The organism is Saccharicrinis sp. GN24d3 (assembly GCF_052400645.1).
Taxonomy (GTDB): Bacteria; Bacteroidota; Bacteroidia; order Bacteroidales; family Marinilabiliaceae; genus Saccharicrinis.
Genome location: NZ_JBQTGI010000002.1, coordinates 500,789 through 520,701 on the forward strand (window position 1 = coordinate 500,789; position 19,913 = coordinate 520,701).

A 19,913-nucleotide genomic window follows, 5' to 3' on the forward strand; every position below is an offset into this window, starting at 1 on the left:
CATGAGGAAAATCAAGATAATAACACTCCTATTGTTTGTGTTGCTTACTTCATGGGTTACGGCACAACGGGAAGATTTGGACAATTATTTGCGAATAGCATCCGAAAATAATCCTGAATTAAAGGCAAAGTTTAACGATTATATGGCAGCTTTGGAAGTTGCACCGCAGGTTAAAGCTTTGCCCGACCCGCAAGTTGCTTTTGCATATTTTATAAGCCCTGTTGAAACCCGTGTTGGTCCGCAGCAATTTAGAATATCTGCATCCCACCTATTCCCTTGGTTTGGTACTTTGGCAGCCAAAGAAAACGCAGCCATTCGAACGGCAAAGGCGAAATACGAATTGTTTGAAGAGACTAAGTCCAAACTTTTTAATGAAGTAAGAGGCGCATATTTTAATCTATATTTTAATAAAAAGGCGATAGCAATAACGCTTGAGAACATCGAAATACTGCAAACCTTTCAAAAGTTAGCAACGATTAAAGTTGAAGTGGGGAAAGTTTCCGTTGTTGATGAATACCGCATTGAAATGGAGATTAATGAACTGGAAAATCAACTCGCGCTGCTCAAAGACCAAGAATATGTTCTTGAAGTGATGTTTAAGAACTTTTTAAATACGCATGAAATTGAGTCGATTTCTGTACCTGACGATTTGTGGCGAAATGATTTTCCCATTTCAAAACAGGCTGCACTTGATTCTGTTACAACTAATAACCACCAATTACTATCCATCGAATTACAGCAAGCCGCTTTGGAATACCAACGCGATGTGGCCAAACGCAGCGGTAACCCGAATTTCAACATTGGGTTCGATTATATTTTGATGGGTAAAGGTGAAAATAACCTTGCGGGAAAAGACGCTTTTATCTTTCCATCGGTTGGTTTAACCATTCCGCTATACCGTAATAAATACAAAGCAAAAGTGCAAGAGGTAATTTATTTGGAAGCCACGAAGTCATTCGAAAAAGAGAATAAAAACAATCTTTTGGAAACACTTTTTGAAAATGGGTGGAAAGACTATCATGATGCAAAAAGAAGGATTCAATTGTACGACACGCAACTTGACCTGGCGCTAAAAGCAATTAAAATTCTGGAAACGGGGTACGTAACCGGAAACAAGGATTTCGAGGAAATATTAAGGATGGAGCGTAAAGTATTGACATATCATTTAGAAAAAGAAAAAGCGATTGCGGATAAGCAAGGTGCCATTTCATTCCTCAATTACTTAATGGGTAAATAACAGTTCGACTGCGCTCATTGCAATGTCAGACTAAGCAAAGACCAATTTAATTTATTATCATGAAGAATATCACAGAGAATATAAAACAAAACTTAAAGCTTGTAATTGGCGCTTTAGTGGTTGGATTACTTTTGGGGTGGCTTTTTTTTCACTCAGGAAGCTCAAGTACAACTAACAAAGAAGAACAAGAGCTAACGGGTCATGAAGGTCATGACCATGAATCGGAAGACCCTTCATCCTGGACTTGTTCCATGCACCCCCAAATCAAACAAGATGAACCGGGCGATTGTCCAATATGCGGCATGGATTTAATCCCGTTGGCATCGATGGTTGCAGACGGTGAAGATGTGGATCCTAATGAAATTATGATGTCTGAATCAGCGGCAAAACTGGCTGCGATTCAAACTTTGGTGGTAGATACCGGAACTCCTGAAAAATCGATTCATCTTCAGGGCAAAATACAGGAAGACGAGCGAAGAATTGCTGAGTTAACAGCTCGTTTTGGAGGAAGAATAGAGGAACTGTTTGTGAACTTTACCGGGCAAAATGTTAAAAAGGGGCAAAAGCTGGCCACCATCTACTCCCCTGAGTTAGTCACCGCACAACGAGAACTTTTGGAGGCTATTGCCTTTAAGGAATCCCGACCGGCATTGTACACAGCAGCAATAGGCAAACTGAAGCTTTGGGGTTTAACCGACAAACAAATTAAAGCGATTGAAGAAAAAGGAGAACCACTGTTGTACTTTGATGTACTTTCTCCAATTTCAGGAACCGTTACCATGCGCCATGCAGCCATTGGTGATTATATAAAGGAAGGTTCGGCTCTTTTCAAAGTGGTTGATTTAACCAAAGTGTGGGCTTTGTTTGATGCCTATGAAAGTGATTTACCCTGGATTAAGTTAAAGGATGAAGTTGAGTTTACTATACAATCATTACCAGGTAGAAATTTTAAAGGTAAAGTTTCATTTATCGACCCCTTTATTGATTCAAGAACCAGAATAGCAAAGGTAAGGGTAGAGTTAATGAATCCCAAACTTGAAGTAAAACCAGAGATGTTCACAAAGGGTATTGTAAATTCGAAATTTGCAGCAGCGGGCACTGAAATACTCATCCCTAAAACGGCATTGCTTTGGACGGGAAAAAGAGCAGTGGTATATGTAAAAGTTCCGAACAGGGAAAATCCATCATTCCTTTATCGTGAAATTGTTTTGGGACCGGAGGCAGGTAATTTTTATGTAGTAGCCAAGGGCTTGCAAGAAGGAGAGGAAATTGCGGTAAACGGTGTATTCAAAATCGATGCAGCGGCACAACTGGCGGGAAAAACAAGTATGATGAACCCTGATGGGAGAGCTGATTCAACAGGGTACAATCATGATGACCAACCCATGTCTGCGAACGGAAGGAAAGACCTGGCGAAAGAACCACAAAAATTTAATGTTAGCGTTGAATTCAAAAAGCAACTGACTGATGTTTACAACAAATACCTATTGATGAAAGATGCATTCATTACATCTGATGCTCAAAAAGTTATAACAATGGCCGATGAATTGGTTAATAGCATCGAAAGCGTTGATATGGGATTACTAAAAGGTGATGCCCATATGGCATGGATGGAATACGTTGCTGTTCTTGAAAAAACATCCAAATCAATAAGTAAATCGATGGATGTTGAAAAACAACGAACCGAATTCGCCAAATTCAATTTGACCTTTTACAAAAGCCTTAAAGCTTTCGAACTAAACAATGTGACAGCCTATTACCAGTATTGTCCCATGGCTGAAAGAGATAAAGGTGCTTATTGGTTCAGTTCAGATGACGAAATACGGAATCCATATTTTGGGGATATGATGGTGAATTGCGGGGAAACCAGCGAGATACTTGATTATGCGAAATAACAATTAAAATTAAAATAATATGAAAACAAAAATGTTAAGTTTAATAAGTATGTTCCTTTTAGGAACAAGTATGCTATTGGCTCAGGCAAAAACAGAAAAATTTAAAGTGTATGGCAACTGCGGTATGTGCGAAAACCGTATCGAAAAAGCGGCCCAATCGGTTGAGGGGGTAACCGGTGCCGACTGGGATAAGCAAACCAAAATGATAAAAGTTTCATTCGATGAATCAAAAACCAACGTCCATAAAGTCCACATGGCCATTGCCAAGGTTGGGCATGATACTGACATGCACAAAGCCAAGGATGAAACTTACAGCTCATTACCCGGATGCTGCAAATACGATAGAACAGCTTCAAAAAAAGAGGATCATAGTAAGCATTAAAATTTAACGTGGACAAGCCAAAACCAAATAGGATTTTGGCTTGTTATGTTTAGTCGGAAAAATTTAAGAATGCATATATTTAAAATAAATTTTTACGGCTTTCATCTTTGATTGTTCAACAAAAATGCATTATAAATTTTACTTAAGTACGTTAACCCCCATATTCTACCATCAAAGGGCAGAATATGCGTTTATAATATTGACGTCTACTCTGGACAAACCCAAACACTATTCCCTAGTTTATCCATAAAAAACCGGAGGTTGCAAAATACTCCCCCAAGTATATAACAAAAGTACGAGCCTATCCATATATTAATGCTTTATCACTTTAAATGCCCGATAACCATTATTATCGCCTATCAAGTGGATTAAATAAATACCAGTAGGATAAGAGGATAAATCAACACTGTCCTCTCTTCCATTAATAGCTTTATCGATTATCAATTGCCCGGTTATAGAAGTTATCTTAATTCTTTCGAATGGGTTATCACCAGAATAAATGCGCAACACAGCAGTAACCGGATTGGGCGCTATCCATGCGTTATTAAAATAAGTGGGATCGCCAATACCCACATGAGGAACAAAACCATCCAGCTTTTTCTGAGTAAACAGGGCAAACTCACCTGGTTGTAAAGTGTATGTCATATTTGTACCGGTAACGTTTATGCTATCACCATCGAAATGATTAAACCAATATCCTGTGGAGCTGAATTTTGGCAACACTGTTTTCTCAATTAAATCGAAGTTGCCCACCAAACGAATATCAGAGCCGCTTTCATTAAGCTCAATAAGTTTGGTTGAAGCAGAAACTTCCATATTGAAATCTTCGGTTGAAAAAACGGACTCGTTTTTCTTTAAGTCGATGATTTCTGAATAAGTATTATAAAGTGCCTTCCTGTTTTCATCTTCGTAATATTCCCATTTAATAGGCTTCTTACCTGTTCTGCCATTCTCGTCAATGGAAATATCATAACCTAGTTCGCCAAACTGCCAAATCATCTTAGGTCCTGGTATAGTCATTAAAAACACTGCGGCAGCCTCTGTACGCTCCAGGGATGTTGACAATTCCGTAACGTCGTAACTACCTGAACTTGCGCCATAGGTCAGGTTCTTGTACATGATACGTTCCTCGTCGTGACTTTCCATATAATTAACGATATGAGGCTTTGTCCAGGATCTTTCAATATATGAAGCCCATGAGAAATCAGACTTGTTATTCTCGTTATACCCCATAGTGGCTTCATTGAAGGTACGGTTATGGTTACCCCACAACAAAATACCGTACTCAGCCAACTCCTTCTCCTCTGGATTATCACTTAAATGTTCGAACGAAACAACAGCATCGCTTTTCACACTCCAGATTTCATCGGCCATTCTTTTTAAATTTGCAATACGGGCACCATCATATTTGCTAGCCCAAGGATCATCTGCGATGGTAAATATTGTGTTAGAGAAACCCTTCGTAAAGTCAAACCTAAAACCATCAATCTTATATTCTTTTAACCAGAATTCATTGATTGAGTCAACCAATATTTTAGTTTCGGCACTTTCATGGTTAAAATCATATCCCCAATGAGCATCAGGGATTTCCAAATTATGCTCCCTGTTATACCAGGGGTTGTTATCTGCCGGCAATCCCCCATCTAAATACATCCGGGCAAACGGAGATTGTCCGAATGAATGGTTCAGTACCATATCCATTAATACAGCAATACCGCTCTGGTGGCAAACATCAATAAATTCTTTGTAATCTTCTGCGGTTCCATAAGCCTTGTCCGGCGCAAAATAAAAGGATGGATTATAACCCCAACTGTCATTACCTTCAAACTCGTTAAATGGCATTAGTTCGATAGCCGTTACTCCAAGGCGCTTGAAATAATCAATAGAATCGGTCACTGTTTTAATGTCTCCATTCTCAGACCAATCACGAACATGCAGCTCGTAAATCACCAATTTTTCAGGCTCTGGCACCTCAAAATCTTCCACCTGCCAATTGTAACTTTGATCGGCAGTTGCAAAAACGCTTACGATTTCCTCTGTTTTATCATCAGGATAAGCTTTAAGGCTTGGATAAACGCTTTCCGGAATATACTGGTCGTTCCAGGGATCAAGCACTTTATTGGTGTACGGATCAGCTACTTTCAATCCCTCATCAAACCAAAATTGATAAGCATATTCTGTTTCAATGTTTAAACCATCCAATGTCAACCAAAAATAGTCCCCATCTTTTTTCATCAGGGCATCGTTGGAAGGTTCCCAATCGTTGAAATCGCCCATTAGGTATACAAACTCCTTATCCGGAGCAAACAATAATACGGTAACAGTATTTGCGTCAATTACATTAACTCCCCTGCGTAACCCTGCAGGTTTGGTTTCGTTAACCACCTCTCCCCTCACGTAAAACTTGGTGCTGGACTCAACTGTCTCAGCACCTTTGGTTGCTACAGCTCTTAACTCATATTCGTCGAGAGATACATTTGTAACCGTATGAGTGAGTGATTGGGCAGACGTACTGGCAACAGAAGTCCCATTTACAAAAAGCTCAAGGTTTTCGTTGAGCAAGGCATCTACTTTTACCTCAACATCAGCTCCGCTCTCAAATACACTATTGTCTGCCGGAGTGGATATTGACACGGTTAATATCTCCTCTGATACATTCACAAATATATCTTTACCTCCCGTATCTTTGCCTTCCTTGTAAGCCCCATCTACTTCTTCCCCACTGCGGAAAACAAAAGCCATTTGTTCTATCTTCTCACTTGCAGGCACACCATAATAATCACGAATATTCGGTGTAATTGAAAGGGTATAAGTATTAGTAGCGGTTCTTGTCAGTTTATATTTTGCATCATTGTCCCCCCAGTCAGGTGCATATTTCCAATCCGAGCCACTGGTACTTTGATCCGTAATAACACCGGTATGGGCATATACTTCACCTGTAAAATTCTCCAAACCTCCTGTTCCCTGATCCGCATAAAATGTGATTGTAACCGCATCGCTTTCCACCGGAATGGTTGGATCGGATGTAACTACCTGCGCACTGGCGAATATCGTACACCACGTTATTAATAATAATATTGACCAATTCCTCATCTTATTTATAGTATTAATTTTCCACTTCTTTTAACACATGCCCGGAAATCCCTTCTACAAGCATTTGATTTCCTTCAAAAATTTCACCACTTAGTATATCCATATACTTTTTGCCAGATGAAAATTCATAACTTAGCCCTTTTTCTCCTGCATTTAAAACCACTAGAACTTTCTCGTTGCCATTAATTCTGTTGTAAACCAATAAGCTTCCTTCGGCTTTTACAAACTCAATACTTCCTTCTTTTAAAACAAGATTTTCGTTTCTTAGTTTGGTCATCTGCCTGTAATATCCGTGTAAATCAGCATTAAACCCAACCTCTACATATTCAGGTTCCTTATCATGGATGCTATTCTTGTTTTCATCATCAAATGTATACTCCGGCCACCAAAGCGGCTTACGACAATCCGGGTCGTCACTTCCCCACATGCCCATTTCATCGCCGTTCCAGATATGAGGAGCCCCAATACTGGTAAACTGGTGCAACAAATAAAGCTTCACCCTTCGATAGGTCTCTTCGTCAGGCTTTCCTGTTATATAGTTTTCATCATCGTTGGGCTTAGCCTTGTATTTGTATTTTCCAGGATTGGCAAAAGAAGTCAACAGTCGAGGTGTATCGTGGGTGGCAGCTACATTCATCATTCCTTTGGCTGTGGCATCACTTATTCTTCCCCATTGATAGTTCAGGCTATCTACCAATTGAGCTGCATCAATTTGATAATCGGACTTGGCAAAAAAGTAACGTGCCGGACGGTAAACCTGATAATGCATTACTGCGTCAAATACACCTCCCCTTAAATATGGAACAGGATTCATCAGTTTATCCGGCCATTCCTCCCACCAGATTTCTCCCACCAAATAAGCTTCGGGATTGATGGTTTTTACATATTTATAGTAGTCTCTCCAAAATCCCATGGGTATATGATCGGCAACATCCAAACGGTAACCGTCCAGCCCTTTGCTTACATCCCCGTTTGGGGCCAACCAACGTTTGGTTACATCATACACATGTTTCTTCACTTCGGGATGCAAATCTCCTTCAAATGGATGGCCTGGCTTATGCTCCCCTTGTGTATTTACTTTTGTTAGGGCAGGCAGGCTCATAATATTTAACCAACCCTCATACTCAAATTCATTTTCCTCAGTTGTTGGATCATCAAACGATTTGATTTTATACCAATCTTTATATTTAGATTCCCCCTGGTTTTTAATAATATCTTTCCATGCCCAGAACTCAACTCCGGTATGGTTCCAGGAATAATCCAGCACCACCCTGATATTTCTTTTGTGGCATTCGTCGATAACCTTTAAAAACAATTTATCCGCCGATGTCCACTTCCATGTGGATGGATCATTGGGATCCTCCGATGCCATAATTTCCATATCTCCCTTTGGATCGGGGCCAAAAGTCACATCTATATGATGATAGTTGCGGGCATCGTATTTATGAAGCGATGGGGCATCGTTCAACGGGTTAAAATAGATAGCCGTGATTCCCAGGTCTTGTATATAATCAAGTTTATTTAACACGCCTTGCAAATCACCTCCATACCTCCGCAATTGTAGGTTAGCATAAAAATCCTGCACGTCTTTTCTAGCCCACTCTTCTTCCTGATACCATTCCTGCGTCCATGAGGTTACCGACCAGTTTTGGGGTGTTTCTATAAAGTTAGATGCAGCATACATGGTTTCCGGCGAAGGATCATTTGAAGAATCCCCATTATTAAAACGCTCCACAAATATTTGGTACCAGATTACATCCTTTGCCCAAGCCGGAGGTGTATCTGTTAATTTTTTGGGTTGGTTTGATTGGTTATAATTGCAAGCGGCAATTAATATTAAAATAAGGAAAGAAAGGTAAAAATATCGCATGATAAATCAGTTTAAATGGGATCTTAACGGAACCTAATTACAAACTAAAAAGCCGCCACTGAGGGCGGCTTTTTAATTATTATTTCCTTATTATTATTCAAATACTCCTGATTCAGTACTAAAGTTCAATTTAACTTTTTGGCCTGTTAAAATAGGAGCCGCAACCTGATCATTACCAACACCTCTGTATTCAATTCCTCCAGGATAAACATTAAATTCTGCCTGCCACCAATCAATTACATTTCCATCAGCGTTAGTCAATGTAGTTGCAGATACATACATTCTGGCATTATCATCTGCCACTGCAGCAGGAGAAACAAGAACCTTGGAATCCATCGCATCAGTAGTGAACGGATAAGCACCCATAGTCCAGCCCCCAAAGGCACTTCCCATAGCATAAACTGCAGGATCTGTAACTTGAACCGTATTGGTTAACAAATTCACCACTATCATCTTATAACCTTCTGCACCCGTTGGAATATCATCATCTCCTTTATTCCAAGCTCCATCAGCATCGGCATTATCGCCAGTTTTACCAAATTGACCACCATCCCATGCTTTGGCCGAATTAAACTTTATTTTTGCATCCGCATCGAACCAGGTGATTTTCCAGAAAAGATGAGGGTTGCTATGTACCGGAATCATCTCAAGGGCATTATCCCAGTTCCAACCAGCAAAACTACCAATCATATACATTGTCGTTGGAAAAACGGGAACAGCTTCAATCATATAGGTTCCTTTGTTCAAATCCAAGGTAATTGTATATGCCGCATCGCCACCATCAAATTGAATATTACCATTGGTACCTTTAGGACCAATAACACCTGTATTTCCATCTCCTCCAAGGTTACCCCAATCCAGGTCACCCCAACTTTGTTGTCCAACAAATTTAAGTAAAGCACCATCTTTTATTACAGTTTCAATGGTATAAACACCTTCGTTTTCACGAGTAAGAGCAGGACCTGATTCTGGTGACCATGCAGGGTCTGTAGCATTATAATCTCCAACCAAGTACACATTAGGATAATCAAAGGTATAAGTTTCACTGCCCTCAACATATGGTGCAATTGTCAAATTACTGTTTACAAAATCTGCAGTTACGGCGTACCAACCTGTTTCGCCAGTAAATTTGAAATTCCCTGCCTCATCACCTGCGGCAACTATGTTATCAGAAACAGTGGCAAATTTACCAAAGTTATAATCAAACCCACCGCTTTCTTTCGCATCCGAAAACTGGAATACACCACCTTTTACAAGTTTCAAGTACTTTGTAAAGACGTCATCTGCACCATAAGCAGCAAGACCATCTGTTACTTCTGCCGAAGCAGTTGCAGAACCATAAATATACAATTCGGTAGGAATAGCAACATCCAAATAAGGAGTTACTTTCATGGTAAACGAATTTGAATACAAATCATCAAGATCTTCATTAGAAACAGCTTTAATCCTTACATCAAGCTCAACCTTTACCGCTGGCGAAAATCGACCAGATATTAAAGTATTTAAGTCTCCAACAATAATTGATGTAGATGTCTTCGCTACTCTGTCAAACGCCAAAGCATTTGTAAATCCATTACCAGCAGCATCAACTTGCACATAGTATCTTACTCCTATAGGATCAGCATAGGTAGCTGCCGACCAGCTTAAATCAACGACAGTTTCACTTTCATTCTTTTTTGCAAGAATAAGATCAATATCTTCGGTTACTTCTGCAAGAACTGGTGCAGTTCCTTGAACTGGCTCAGTTACATTGGGCGTCTCAAAATCGTCTTCGCAAGCGATAAAGAGAACAGCCAACAATGATATAAATAAATATTTAAGATTCTTCATTTTTATTCTATTTTACCAGTTTGATTAATAAAGTCAAGCTCTATAGTCTGTTCACCTGCGTTAACATTAACTCTATCCTGATCACCACCATCCGCTCGGTATTCAATTTTACCGTCAATGAATATGAACTCAGCATGCCACCAGTCAGCAGCAGAAATGTATGGATGTGTGACGTGAAGTCTCAGTTCTCCACCTAATAAGCTTTTAGTTAAAAACATCGTCTTGTTTACAGCATCTAACTGAAATTGATTTTCTTCGATAACTGAACTTACAGGCCATGCATCAACGTTAGGTCCACAAATATATACGTTAGCAGGTTCTATAAGTAGTTTGTTGGTTTCCAAATTAATACCTACTGTATAATATCCTGCAGTCCCTGGCACAGGAATATCATCTCCCCTGTTATCTACTGTTCCTAATGTATACTCGCCAGTTGCAGCATCAGCATCACCAATTTTCCCTATCACTCCTTTGTAGTTCTCTTCAGAACACAGTTTAAAACTTCCTGTAGCTTCCATCCAAACGATGGACCAGGAGTCATTCGGTTCGCTGTTCACCTTGATGAATTTAAGCTTGTTGTTTTGCGCAACTCGCCCTACACCATCGCCAAACAAGTAAAAGGTATTAGGAGCAAATAGAATATCTAAATAAGGTGTTGTCTTAAAATTCACAACAGAAGAGTAAAGTGTTTCGACTCCATCCAACGAAGTGGTTTCAATCCTAGCATACACATCAACCTCTTCATCCACAGTCAACTCCAAAGATTCTGTAAACAATTCGTTAATCGCTCCTACGGTAAATGTGAAAGCATTATCAGCTGCATCTACATCAAAAGTAACTGGATTAGTAAAATCTGATGAGGAAGAAAACTGAAGTTGATGCGTTGCAACAATATCCACTCCATAAGAAGCAGGTGTATACGACACCTCGATAGATTCCGTTTTTGTAGCTTTTGATATCGCCAAATTTTCACCAAAGCCGCTTATATTAGTAGCTGGAGTGTACTTTGAGTCATTTAATTTCAAAATATCATCATCTTCGCAAGCAAAAATGCTAACAGCGAGAAGTAATATTAGTACATATTTTATATTTTTCATATCGCGTCTTTTTAACCTATTAATAACCTGAGATATTCGACAGATTTGGATTCGCATTTATATCCGACGATGGAATAGGGAATACATCATATTTACCGTTGGTAGATTCACCATCCACTACAGCACCTTTCCAAGGCCATAGGTAATCACCACCCGTCAATTTCCCATATCTAACTAGGTCAGTTCTTCTGTGACACTCCCAGTATAGTTCACGTCCTCTTTCGTCAAGAATAAAATCAAGGGTTAGATCAGCCTCAGCAATATTCCCTGAATCATCTCCATATGCTCTTTCTCTAAGTTCGTTGACATAACCAACTGCAGTTGCCATATCTCCACCTGTTCCACCGCGCACTACAGCCTCGGCATAGGTTAGATAAAAATCCGCCAATCTGTAAAGTGGAAAATCAGTATCCGGAAATGATAGACTTGAACCTACAGCTCCTGCTGAAGTAATATTTTTGAACTTGCGTAGAGCATACCCATGTCTAAAGTTGAAAATATCTCCTATTTCAAGCTCTTGCCCTTCCGTATAAAACATTCCTCTTTTGTCCGTTCCTGTAACATCGGGGAAAAGATTTACAAAAGCTTTCGTGGTTCTGTTTCCACCCCATCCGCCATCAATTCCTGACTCGCTCGCAGGCATATCTCCTCCAACTGTAGAGTGAAGTATAAATGTCATACCTCCCCATGTTTGAGTATTGTTACCATCTGATGTAATTGGGAAAATAATCTCGTTAGTTCTTAGGTGATTATCTGCTAAAAACAAATTGGCATAATCAGATTCTATTGAGTAACCACCATCAATTATTTTGTTACAATAAGTGATCGCTTCTGTGTATTTTGGTGTATCAATATAAACTTCTGCGTTTAGGTACATTTTAGCCAGGATTGCCCAAGCTAAACCTTTATCAGCTCTACCATATTCGTTTGTTCCGGGATCCGCTAATTCAGTTTCAACTGCAGTAAGTTCCGACTCGATGTATTCAAATATTTGTTGTTGCGTAGCCATTTCCGGGAAGAAAAATGAACCAATCTGATCTTCTTCTGTAACAAATGGTCCACGACCGAACATATCTAGCATATGGTAATAACTTAAAGCTCTCAAAGCTCTGGCTTCATCACTATAAGCTTTGTATTCCGATTGACCATCCGTTAATTTAATCAAATTATTACAGTAAGCTATTTGAAGCGTTATACGATAATACATAGCCGTAACAAACTCATTTGAACTGTTCCAGTCCTGATCGTGTAAATCTCTAAGGTTACCATCATTCCAGGCACAAATAGCCTCATCCGTTGGAAGTTCCTGATGATTCCAAAGTAGTCTTAAATAAGATGAAAACCCACCATTAATACTACTTATATCAGGTTCACCATCAACCCCGGTTTGACCTCCTAAGATTAAACCTGCATAACATTTTGCCAAAAGCTCCTTATAAGATTCTGCATCAGTCAAAACATTCTCTGCGGTTTTTATATCCTCATCCAGAGGTAAGGTATCCAAATCATCAGTACATGACACAAATGCAAATAATAATGCAAATGCAATCATGATAGATTTTGTTTTATAATATCTCTTATTCATAATTAAAAACATTTATCAATTAAAAATTTACATTTAATCCAAACAAGAAAGTTCTTGGTCTTGGATATACGTCATTGTCAATTCCTCCGTTCACTTCAGGATCTAATCCACTATAATCGGTTATCACAAACGCATTTTGAACAGATGTATATGCTCTTGCATTAAAATCAAAACCTAAAAGCGGTTTTAATAATCTAGTAAAATTATACCCTAACGTTATATTGTCAACTCTTAAAAATGATGCGTCTTCAAGAAAATAATCAGAATATTGCTGAGCTGTTTCAAACTGAGATTTGTTAATTTCAGACGGCATATTCGTTAAGTATTCATTAACGGTCATTTCCTGATAACGACCACCTACAATTACATTGTTGTAAATTTGTCCGCCAATACCTATTCTACCATTAAAGCCAAAATCAAAATCTTTATATTTAATGTTTGATGAAAAACCCATACTATAATCCTGTGCAGGATCTTCAGCATAATATTTATCGGCTGATGTGATTTGACCATCTTTATTCCTATCTACATAAAGACCTTCAATTGGTTTTCCGTTTGCGTTATATACTTGCTCGTAAACATAAAAAGTGTTCAATGGATGCCCAATTGCATTGATTTGAATGGTATTACCAACACCAACACCACTAATATCTCCTGTTTCAACTCCTCTGTAATCAGGGTCGTCATAGTTTGTTAAACGAGTAATTTCATTCTTGTTATAAGCAAGGTTAAAGCCAACTTCCCAATACAAATCTTTTTTGTCAAATACTATTGCATTGATAGAGAATTCAAATCCGTTATTTTCCAAGTCTCCAACATTTGTTAATAACCTGTCTGTAAAGTTTGTTCCTGCCGGAACCGGGATCGTGTTTAACAGATCTTCAGTTTCTCGTTTATAAATATCAAACGTACCATTAATTCTGTTATTGAAGAACCCATAATCGATACCGGCATTGTATGTTGTCGTTTTTTCCCATTGTAAACCTTCGTCGTATCCATCAGGTCTTATTAAAGTATAAAACTGATTACCGAATTGATATTGTGTTCTTGAATCACTTAATCGATAAGTTCCCATGTATGGATAGTCTCCACTATTTAATTCCTGCTGACCTGTAATACCGTAACTTAAACGAACTTTAACATTACTTATAACATCAATATCTTTAAGGAAAGACTCTTCACTTGCTCGCCAGGCCAATGCTGCAGAAGGGAAAGTACCCCACCTGTTATCTTCGTGGAATCTTGAAGAACCATCTTGACGTACTGTAGCCGTTAATATATACTTATCCTTAAAAGTATAATTGGCTCTACCAAAGAATGAAACCAGGTAGTTTTCCGTTTCATCTTCAGAATCTTCTATTGCTGTATTAAATCTGTCAACCTCAAAAGCTGTAGACTTCGACCAGAAATGCTGCCACTCATAACCTCCCATTACATTGAATTTACTGTTTAAGTCTGGAAGATCTTTATTATAGGTCAAGTAAAAATCGAATAATTCATTCTTTTTCTCCTGGGTATAATCTCTTTCTACTCCATTTGAAGCAGTTTGTACCCATGAGGCATCCAAATCAGTATCTACATCACCTTCACTGTCAGAATAGTCATAACCCAATTTCACACTTGCCTTTAATTCAGGAAGGAAATGAAGTTTGTAATCTGCCTGAAAGTCTGCAATTATTCTTGATACATCAGAAACATCTTCTTTTTGCTGTAATTGTGCAACAGGATTTCTTGTTCCATTCACATTCCTGGAACCATCACTCGTTAACCAGGTTGTATAACCTCCGTAGATTCCGGTATTGTTAAAAACAGATTGTGTAGGATCCATGCGTAAAGCACTTCCTATAGCTCCTTTATCAGCAAATCTATTATCAATCGCCATATACTTAACCCCAGCATTTATTTTTAAATGATCATCTAAAAAGCTAGGATTAATATTTAATGTCCCTGTAGTTCTTTGCATTTCCGAAGTCTGCAAAATACCGTTTTGATCTGTGTAACCGGCCGAAACTCTAAACGGAACATCTTTGATTGAACCAGAAACTCCAATATTGTGCTCATGCCCGGTTGCATCTCTGTATATTTCATCTTGCCAATCAGTTGAAGCATTCCCCATCAATGCAGGGTTAACAGAAGAATTATTTACTGCTCTTTCATTTACTAAAGTTCTATACTCATCGGCACTTAAAACATCTATAGTCTCTTTAATTTTACCTATTGAAAACTTAGAGTCATACGTAACTTTTAATTTTTGTCCTGCTTTTCCTTTTTTAGTTGTAATAAGAATTACACCATTGGAAGCACGTGATCCATAAATTGCAGTTGCCGATGCATCTTTTAATACGGTAAAAGTTTCAATATCATTAGGGTTTAATGAGCTCAATACATTACTCATTCCATCAATACCCCTATTATCCAAAGGCATTCCATCAATAACAATTAACGGATCGTTGCTGGCAGACATAGAAGAACCACCACGAATCCTAATGGTTGACGCTGAACCTGGAGCACCTCCATCATTTACAATTTGCACACCCGCAATTTTACCTACGATAAGATCTTGAGGAGAACTGGTAGAACCTTGGTTAAAGTCATCCGATTTTACAGTAAAAACAGACCCCGTTGCATCTTCTTTCCTTACCTGACCATATCCAACCACCACAACCTCCTCCATGCCAATAACATCATCTTCCAACTCGATATTAATGGTTGTTTGGTCTCCTACAACCAATTCTTGTGAAAGAAAACCAATAAATGAAAACATGAGAACATCACCTTTATTTGCACTTATAGTATATGTTCCATCCGGAGTAGTAATCGTACCGGTGGTTGTACCTTTAATAACCACGGTAACACCCGGTAACACATCACCTATACCGGCATCCCGTACGGTACCGGATATAGTCACTTCCTGAGCCAGGGCTACGCTTGTTATAATAAACAAACCGGCCAGCACCAGCATGACTTTGTTAAAACGAAATGATTTAATCATAAAACTAAAGATTTAACAGTTAAAAAACTTGTTTAATTTTCTTAATTGATAGTAGATTTTAAATTTAGATGTTGATTTAATATACAAACATAACACGCTGCTTTGCAATCGCCTTACGCTCATTTGGACTTTACAAATCTACAATAAAAACAAGCTTGAGATAAACATTTATTAACATCATTGGGTTTATTATTGACATTTTTTAACGCAAACGTTTGCGAAGACGTTTGCGAAGACGTTTGCAATACGCACGTATGTTTTATAACATATTTTTAACCTTTTGCACTTTTGTTCAAAACATGATATATGTTGGTTTTTCATGGCAATGAGGAAATTACTCTACAAAAGAAGCCTGCAGAACAACTTTATTTTGCACAATTATTGTACTTTTAAATATTACAACCCCATGGCATGGGAAACATAACCAATACATTTATTTTTACATGGCTACACATCAGGTTACTATAAAAGACATCGCTAAAATACTGGGCATCTCCGCATCTACTGTATCCCGGGCACTAAAGGATCATCCGGATATCAGCCCGAAAACAAAACAGATGGTTCAGGCTTTTGCCGAAAAGGTTCATTACAGACCTAATGCTTTAGCCTTGAATTTGAGACGTAGCAAAACCAACACCATTGGTATTATATTACCGGAAGTTGTACACCACTTTTTTTCTTCTGTTCTTGCAGGAATCGACAAAGTAGCCTATGCTGCCGGATATAATGTAATGATATGCCAGTCGAACGAAGATTATCACCGGGAGGTTAGCGACGCACAAGCATTATTGGACAACCGTGTTGATGGAATCTTAATGTCGATGAGTAAAACCACGTACCAACTGGATCACATACGTAACTTAATTGAACATGGTGTACCTGTGGTTTTCTTTGATAGGGCACCGGAAGAAATTGAAGCAGACAAAGTACTTATTGATGATTTTTCAGGCGCAAAAATTGCCACACACCATCTTATGTCTATTGGATGTAAAAAAATATTGCACCTGGCAGGACCTCAGAATCTGGCCATAGGTAAACGAAGAAAGGAAGGATACCAGGCAGCACTAAATGAAGTTGGTATAGATTATAACCCAGAATACGTCATTAAATGCGATACCAGAGACGAAGTTTTTGCCAATGCGGGTAAAATACTTCAGTTAGCCAACCGGATAGACGGTATATTTGCCGTAAACGATTCAACGGCCATTGCAGCCATGCAAGTACTTATTAAAAACGATATTAAAGTTCCCGAGCACATTTCCGTAATAGGCTTTGGAGATGGTCCTAATGCCACCATTGCCTACCCTCCTTTATCAACTGTGGAACAAAAAGGTATTGAAATGGGGAAAGAGGCCATTCAGTTATTAATTAATCAAATTGAAAACGAGGAAGAAGTTCACATACCCCAAACAAAAGTACTCACCCCTGTATTGCGCATTAGAGAATCTACGACTAAGGTGAGGGATTAGTTTATAGCTTTTGGCTGGTAGATATTAGTCCAAAGCGGATTTTGCAAACGGTTGCAGAACCACGCCCTGATATTTTTTTAGCTTTTTTTTATATTTTACGCATGTACCGCAAACGGTTGCAATCTGATGTTTCTATAACACACCCACAAACAAACAGCCATAACTAGCTATAAATGATAGCTTAGAATTAATATTTATAACGTATCTTTGATGCAGATTTTAAATCATTGGACACGATTTGATATAAGTCAACACCTGCATAACTCCAATTCTGGAATTAGCAAAGTATTTTACTCTCTTGGATAAACAAATCCGGGTTAATAGCATTTATTGTATATTCCTGCGATTTATCTCGTTAACCGAGATACATAGTAATCATGTAATTATTTTTGATTTTATGAAGAAGATGCCTCGATTATCCTTTTGGCAAATCTGGAACCTAAGTTTCGGTTTCCTGGGAGTTCAATTCGGCTTTGCCTTACAAAATGCCAATGCAAGTAGGATATTAACCAGTTTAGGTGCGGATCCGCATAACCTGTCATTCTTTTGGTTGGTTGCTCCCATCATGGGATTAGTTGTGCAACCAGTGGTTGGCGCAGCAAGCGATAAAACCTGGACCAGGATAGGAAGAAGAACACCTTATATTTTGTTTGGGGCCATTATTTCAATGGTAGCTATGTTTTTTATGCCTAACGCTCCTCTTGTTTTTAAAGCGGGAACAGCAGCAGCATTAGCTTTTGGCGTTATCATGCTGGCCCTGATGGACGGCTCGTTTAATGTAACCTTTCAACCTTTTAGGGCACTGGTTGCAGATATGACGCCTGAAGAGCAACGAAACGTTGGGTATTCCGTTCAGAGTTTCCTGATTAATTTTGGTGCGGTAATAGGATCTGCTTTGCCCTTTATTTTAACTGCTGTTGGTGTATCCAACGAAGGTGAAACCGGAGAGGTAGCTCCATCTGTGATATGGTCGTTTTATATTGGAGGTACCTTACTGTTAATAAGCGTCTTAGTTACCGTGTTAAAAACCAAAGAATATCCGCCCGAGGAATACGAAGCGTATAAAAACATAACTGAAGAAGACAAGCAGAAGAAAGAGAGTTTTTGGGAATTATTAAAAACGGCTCCTAAGGTTATGCGACAGCTTTCTATTGTTCAATTGTTCTCGTGGTTTCCGTTTTTCCTGCTTTGGGTTTATTCCACCACAGCCATTTCGCAACACTATTTTGGGGTTCCGTTGGATTTTAATGCTACCGAAAACACCGACACAATTTTAAGAAAAGCATTTGACGAAGCAGGTAACTGGGTTGGTATATGTTTTGCCATGTACAGTTTAGTTGCGGCAATTTATTCAATTTTACTACCAAAACTGATCGCCTTAACAAGCCGAAAAACTATTTACAGTTTCTCCTTACTTCTTGGAGGGTTAAGTTTTATAAGTATTTTCTTCTTCACAAATCAGTATTACATTCTTATATCAATGGTTGGAATTGGGATGGCCTGGGCAGCTATACTATCCATGCCTTATGCCATTTTATCGGGCGTATTACCTCCCAAGCGCATTGGGGTATATATGGGACTTTTTAACCTGACTGTAGTAATTCCGCAAATTTTGAGCGGTGTTATCGGAGGCCCTATTCTTAGATCTTTCTTTGGCAATCAGGGTATTTATATTTTAATTCTGGCAGGAATAATTATGGTGCTGGGAGCATTTTCAGTAGCCTTTGTAAAGCAGGACAAAGAACAAGAGGCTTAAAACAGAAAAATAAAACGTCAACATTTAACAATAATTTATAAAATGGGAAAAGTAAAAGCTTGTCTTTTCGATTTAGACGGGGTAATAGTAGATACCGCCAAGTATCATTACATAGCATGGAAGGAACTGGCTAATGAAATGGGGTTCGATTTTACCATTGAGGATAACGAAAGACTTAAAGGTGTGAGCAGAATGACGTCCTTAGACATACTTCTTTCAATAGGGCAGATTGAAAAAACCGAAGAGGAAAAACTGGCTTTGGCGGCAAAGAAAAACGAAAATTACTTGACATATATTCTAAAAATGGGGCCGGAAGAAATCCTTCCCGGAACCAAGGAATTTTTAGAACTATTAAAAAAAGAAGGAATTAAAATTGCCTTAGGTTCGGCCAGTAAAAATGCCATGACTATCCTGGAGCGATTGGAATTAACATCGTATTTCAGCACCATAATAGACGGAACAAAAGTATCTAAAGCAAAACCCGATCCGGAAGTTTTTTTGAAAGGTGCAGAAGCATTAGGTGTTGATCCTGAAGATTGCGTGGTTTTTGAAGATGCGGAAGCTGGGGTTGAAGCAGCTTTGGCCGGAGGCATGAAGTGTGTAGGCATTGGCAATGAAGAAGTATTGGGCAAAGCTCACTTGGTGGTAGCTGGGTTGCACAATATGAACATGCAGAAACTGGGTCTGTTAAACGGCTAACCCAACCG

12 protein-coding genes are annotated in these 19,913 nt (G+C 38.8%); 6 read left to right on the top strand and 6 right to left on the bottom strand.

Going from position 1 to position 19,913, the window contains the following annotated elements; translation table 11 throughout:
* Position 1: 1 nt before the first annotated feature.
* Genes ACT29I_RS04495 through ACT29I_RS04505 form a run of 3 tightly spaced genes read left to right on the top strand, consistent with a single transcriptional unit; the run spans position 2 to position 3,514 of the window.
* Positions 2 to 1,237 carry a TolC family protein gene (locus ACT29I_RS04495; protein WP_444792750.1) on the top strand — a complete coding sequence of 412 codons (1,236 nt, stop codon included), beginning with the start codon at positions 2 to 4 and terminating at the stop codon, positions 1,235 to 1,237.
* A 59-nt stretch (positions 1,238 to 1,296) separates the two neighbouring features.
* Entirely contained in the window at positions 1,297 to 3,132 is a 1,836-nt protein-coding gene (locus tag ACT29I_RS04500; RefSeq protein ID WP_444792751.1) for an efflux RND transporter periplasmic adaptor subunit, read from the top strand.
* 19 nt (positions 3,133 to 3,151) lie between these two features.
* Positions 3,152 to 3,514, top strand: a complete 363-nt coding sequence (locus tag ACT29I_RS04505) for a heavy-metal-associated domain-containing protein (RefSeq protein ID WP_444792752.1) — start codon at positions 3,152 to 3,154, stop codon at positions 3,512 to 3,514.
* A gap of 312 nt (positions 3,515 to 3,826) precedes the next feature.
* Here ACT29I_RS04505 and ACT29I_RS04510 read toward each other — a convergent pair whose 3' ends face one another.
* The 6 genes from ACT29I_RS04510 to ACT29I_RS04535 form a co-directional block, all read right to left on the bottom strand.
* Entirely contained in the window at positions 3,827 to 6,607 is a 2,781-nt protein-coding gene (locus ACT29I_RS04510) for an alpha-amylase family glycosyl hydrolase (protein ID WP_444792753.1), read from the bottom strand.
* Between the two features lie 13 nt (positions 6,608 to 6,620).
* Positions 6,621 to 8,477 carry a glycoside hydrolase family 13 protein gene (locus tag ACT29I_RS04515; protein WP_444792754.1) on the bottom strand — a complete coding sequence of 619 codons (1,857 nt, stop codon included), beginning with the start codon at positions 8,475 to 8,477 and terminating at the stop codon, positions 6,621 to 6,623.
* A 93-nt stretch (positions 8,478 to 8,570) separates the two neighbouring features.
* Positions 8,571 to 10,307: a SusF/SusE family outer membrane protein gene (locus ACT29I_RS04520; protein WP_444792755.1), complete on the bottom strand. Its 1,737-nt coding sequence runs from the start codon at positions 10,305 to 10,307 to the stop codon at positions 8,571 to 8,573.
* A 2-nt stretch (positions 10,308 to 10,309) separates the two neighbouring features.
* Positions 10,310 to 11,404, bottom strand: a complete 1,095-nt coding sequence (locus ACT29I_RS04525) for a SusF/SusE family outer membrane protein (protein WP_444792756.1) — start codon at positions 11,402 to 11,404, stop codon at positions 10,310 to 10,312.
* A 19-nt stretch (positions 11,405 to 11,423) separates the two neighbouring features.
* Complete coding sequence (locus tag ACT29I_RS04530; protein ID WP_444792757.1) at positions 11,424 to 12,989, bottom strand: RagB/SusD family nutrient uptake outer membrane protein; 1,566 nt, start codon at positions 12,987 to 12,989, stop codon at positions 11,424 to 11,426.
* 19 nt (positions 12,990 to 13,008) lie between these two features.
* Positions 13,009 to 15,981: a SusC/RagA family TonB-linked outer membrane protein gene (locus ACT29I_RS04535; RefSeq protein WP_444792758.1), complete on the bottom strand. Its 2,973-nt coding sequence runs from the start codon at positions 15,979 to 15,981 to the stop codon at positions 13,009 to 13,011.
* A gap of 443 nt (positions 15,982 to 16,424) precedes the next feature.
* Between ACT29I_RS04535 and ACT29I_RS04540 the strand changes: the two genes are divergently transcribed.
* From ACT29I_RS04540 to pgmB, 3 genes are all read left to right on the top strand, one after another.
* Positions 16,425 to 17,450: a LacI family DNA-binding transcriptional regulator gene (locus tag ACT29I_RS04540; RefSeq protein ID WP_430931601.1), complete on the top strand. Its 1,026-nt coding sequence runs from the start codon at positions 16,425 to 16,427 to the stop codon at positions 17,448 to 17,450.
* A gap of 397 nt (positions 17,451 to 17,847) precedes the next feature.
* Positions 17,848 to 19,206, top strand: coding sequence for an SLC45 family MFS transporter (locus tag ACT29I_RS04545; protein WP_444792759.1), 1,359 nt, complete (start codon positions 17,848 to 17,850; stop codon positions 19,204 to 19,206).
* A gap of 42 nt (positions 19,207 to 19,248) precedes the next feature.
* Positions 19,249 to 19,905 carry a beta-phosphoglucomutase gene (gene pgmB, locus ACT29I_RS04550; RefSeq protein ID WP_430931603.1) on the top strand — a complete coding sequence of 219 codons (657 nt, stop codon included), beginning with the start codon at positions 19,249 to 19,251 and terminating at the stop codon, positions 19,903 to 19,905.
* The last annotated feature ends 8 nt before the right edge of the window (positions 19,906 to 19,913 follow it).

Bases quoted from the DNA above. Each gene is read 5' to 3' on its own strand.
- ACT29I_RS04495 (WP_444792750.1), top strand. From the start codon at position 2: ATGAGGAAAATCAAGATAATAACACTCCTATTGTTTGTGTTGCTTACT.
- ACT29I_RS04500 (WP_444792751.1), top strand. From the start codon at position 1,297: ATGAAGAATATCACAGAGAATATAAAACAAAACTTAAAGCTTGTAATT.
- ACT29I_RS04505 (WP_444792752.1), top strand. From the start codon at position 3,152: ATGAAAACAAAAATGTTAAGTTTAATAAGTATGTTCCTTTTAGGAACA.
- ACT29I_RS04510 (WP_444792753.1), bottom strand. From the start codon at position 6,607: ATGAGGAATTGGTCAATATTATTATTAATAACGTGGTGTACGATATTC.
- ACT29I_RS04515 (WP_444792754.1), bottom strand. From the start codon at position 8,477: ATGCGATATTTTTACCTTTCTTTCCTTATTTTAATATTAATTGCCGCT.
- ACT29I_RS04520 (WP_444792755.1), bottom strand. From the start codon at position 10,307: ATGAAGAATCTTAAATATTTATTTATATCATTGTTGGCTGTTCTCTTT.
- ACT29I_RS04525 (WP_444792756.1), bottom strand. From the start codon at position 11,404: ATGAAAAATATAAAATATGTACTAATATTACTTCTCGCTGTTAGCATT.
- ACT29I_RS04530 (WP_444792757.1), bottom strand. From the start codon at position 12,989: ATGAATAAGAGATATTATAAAACAAAATCTATCATGATTGCATTTGCA.
- ACT29I_RS04535 (WP_444792758.1), bottom strand. From the start codon at position 15,981: ATGATTAAATCATTTCGTTTTAACAAAGTCATGCTGGTGCTGGCCGGT.
- ACT29I_RS04540 (WP_430931601.1), top strand. From the start codon at position 16,425: ATGGCTACACATCAGGTTACTATAAAAGACATCGCTAAAATACTGGGC.
- ACT29I_RS04545 (WP_444792759.1), top strand. From the start codon at position 17,848: ATGAAGAAGATGCCTCGATTATCCTTTTGGCAAATCTGGAACCTAAGT.
- pgmB (WP_430931603.1), top strand. From the start codon at position 19,249: ATGGGAAAAGTAAAAGCTTGTCTTTTCGATTTAGACGGGGTAATAGTA.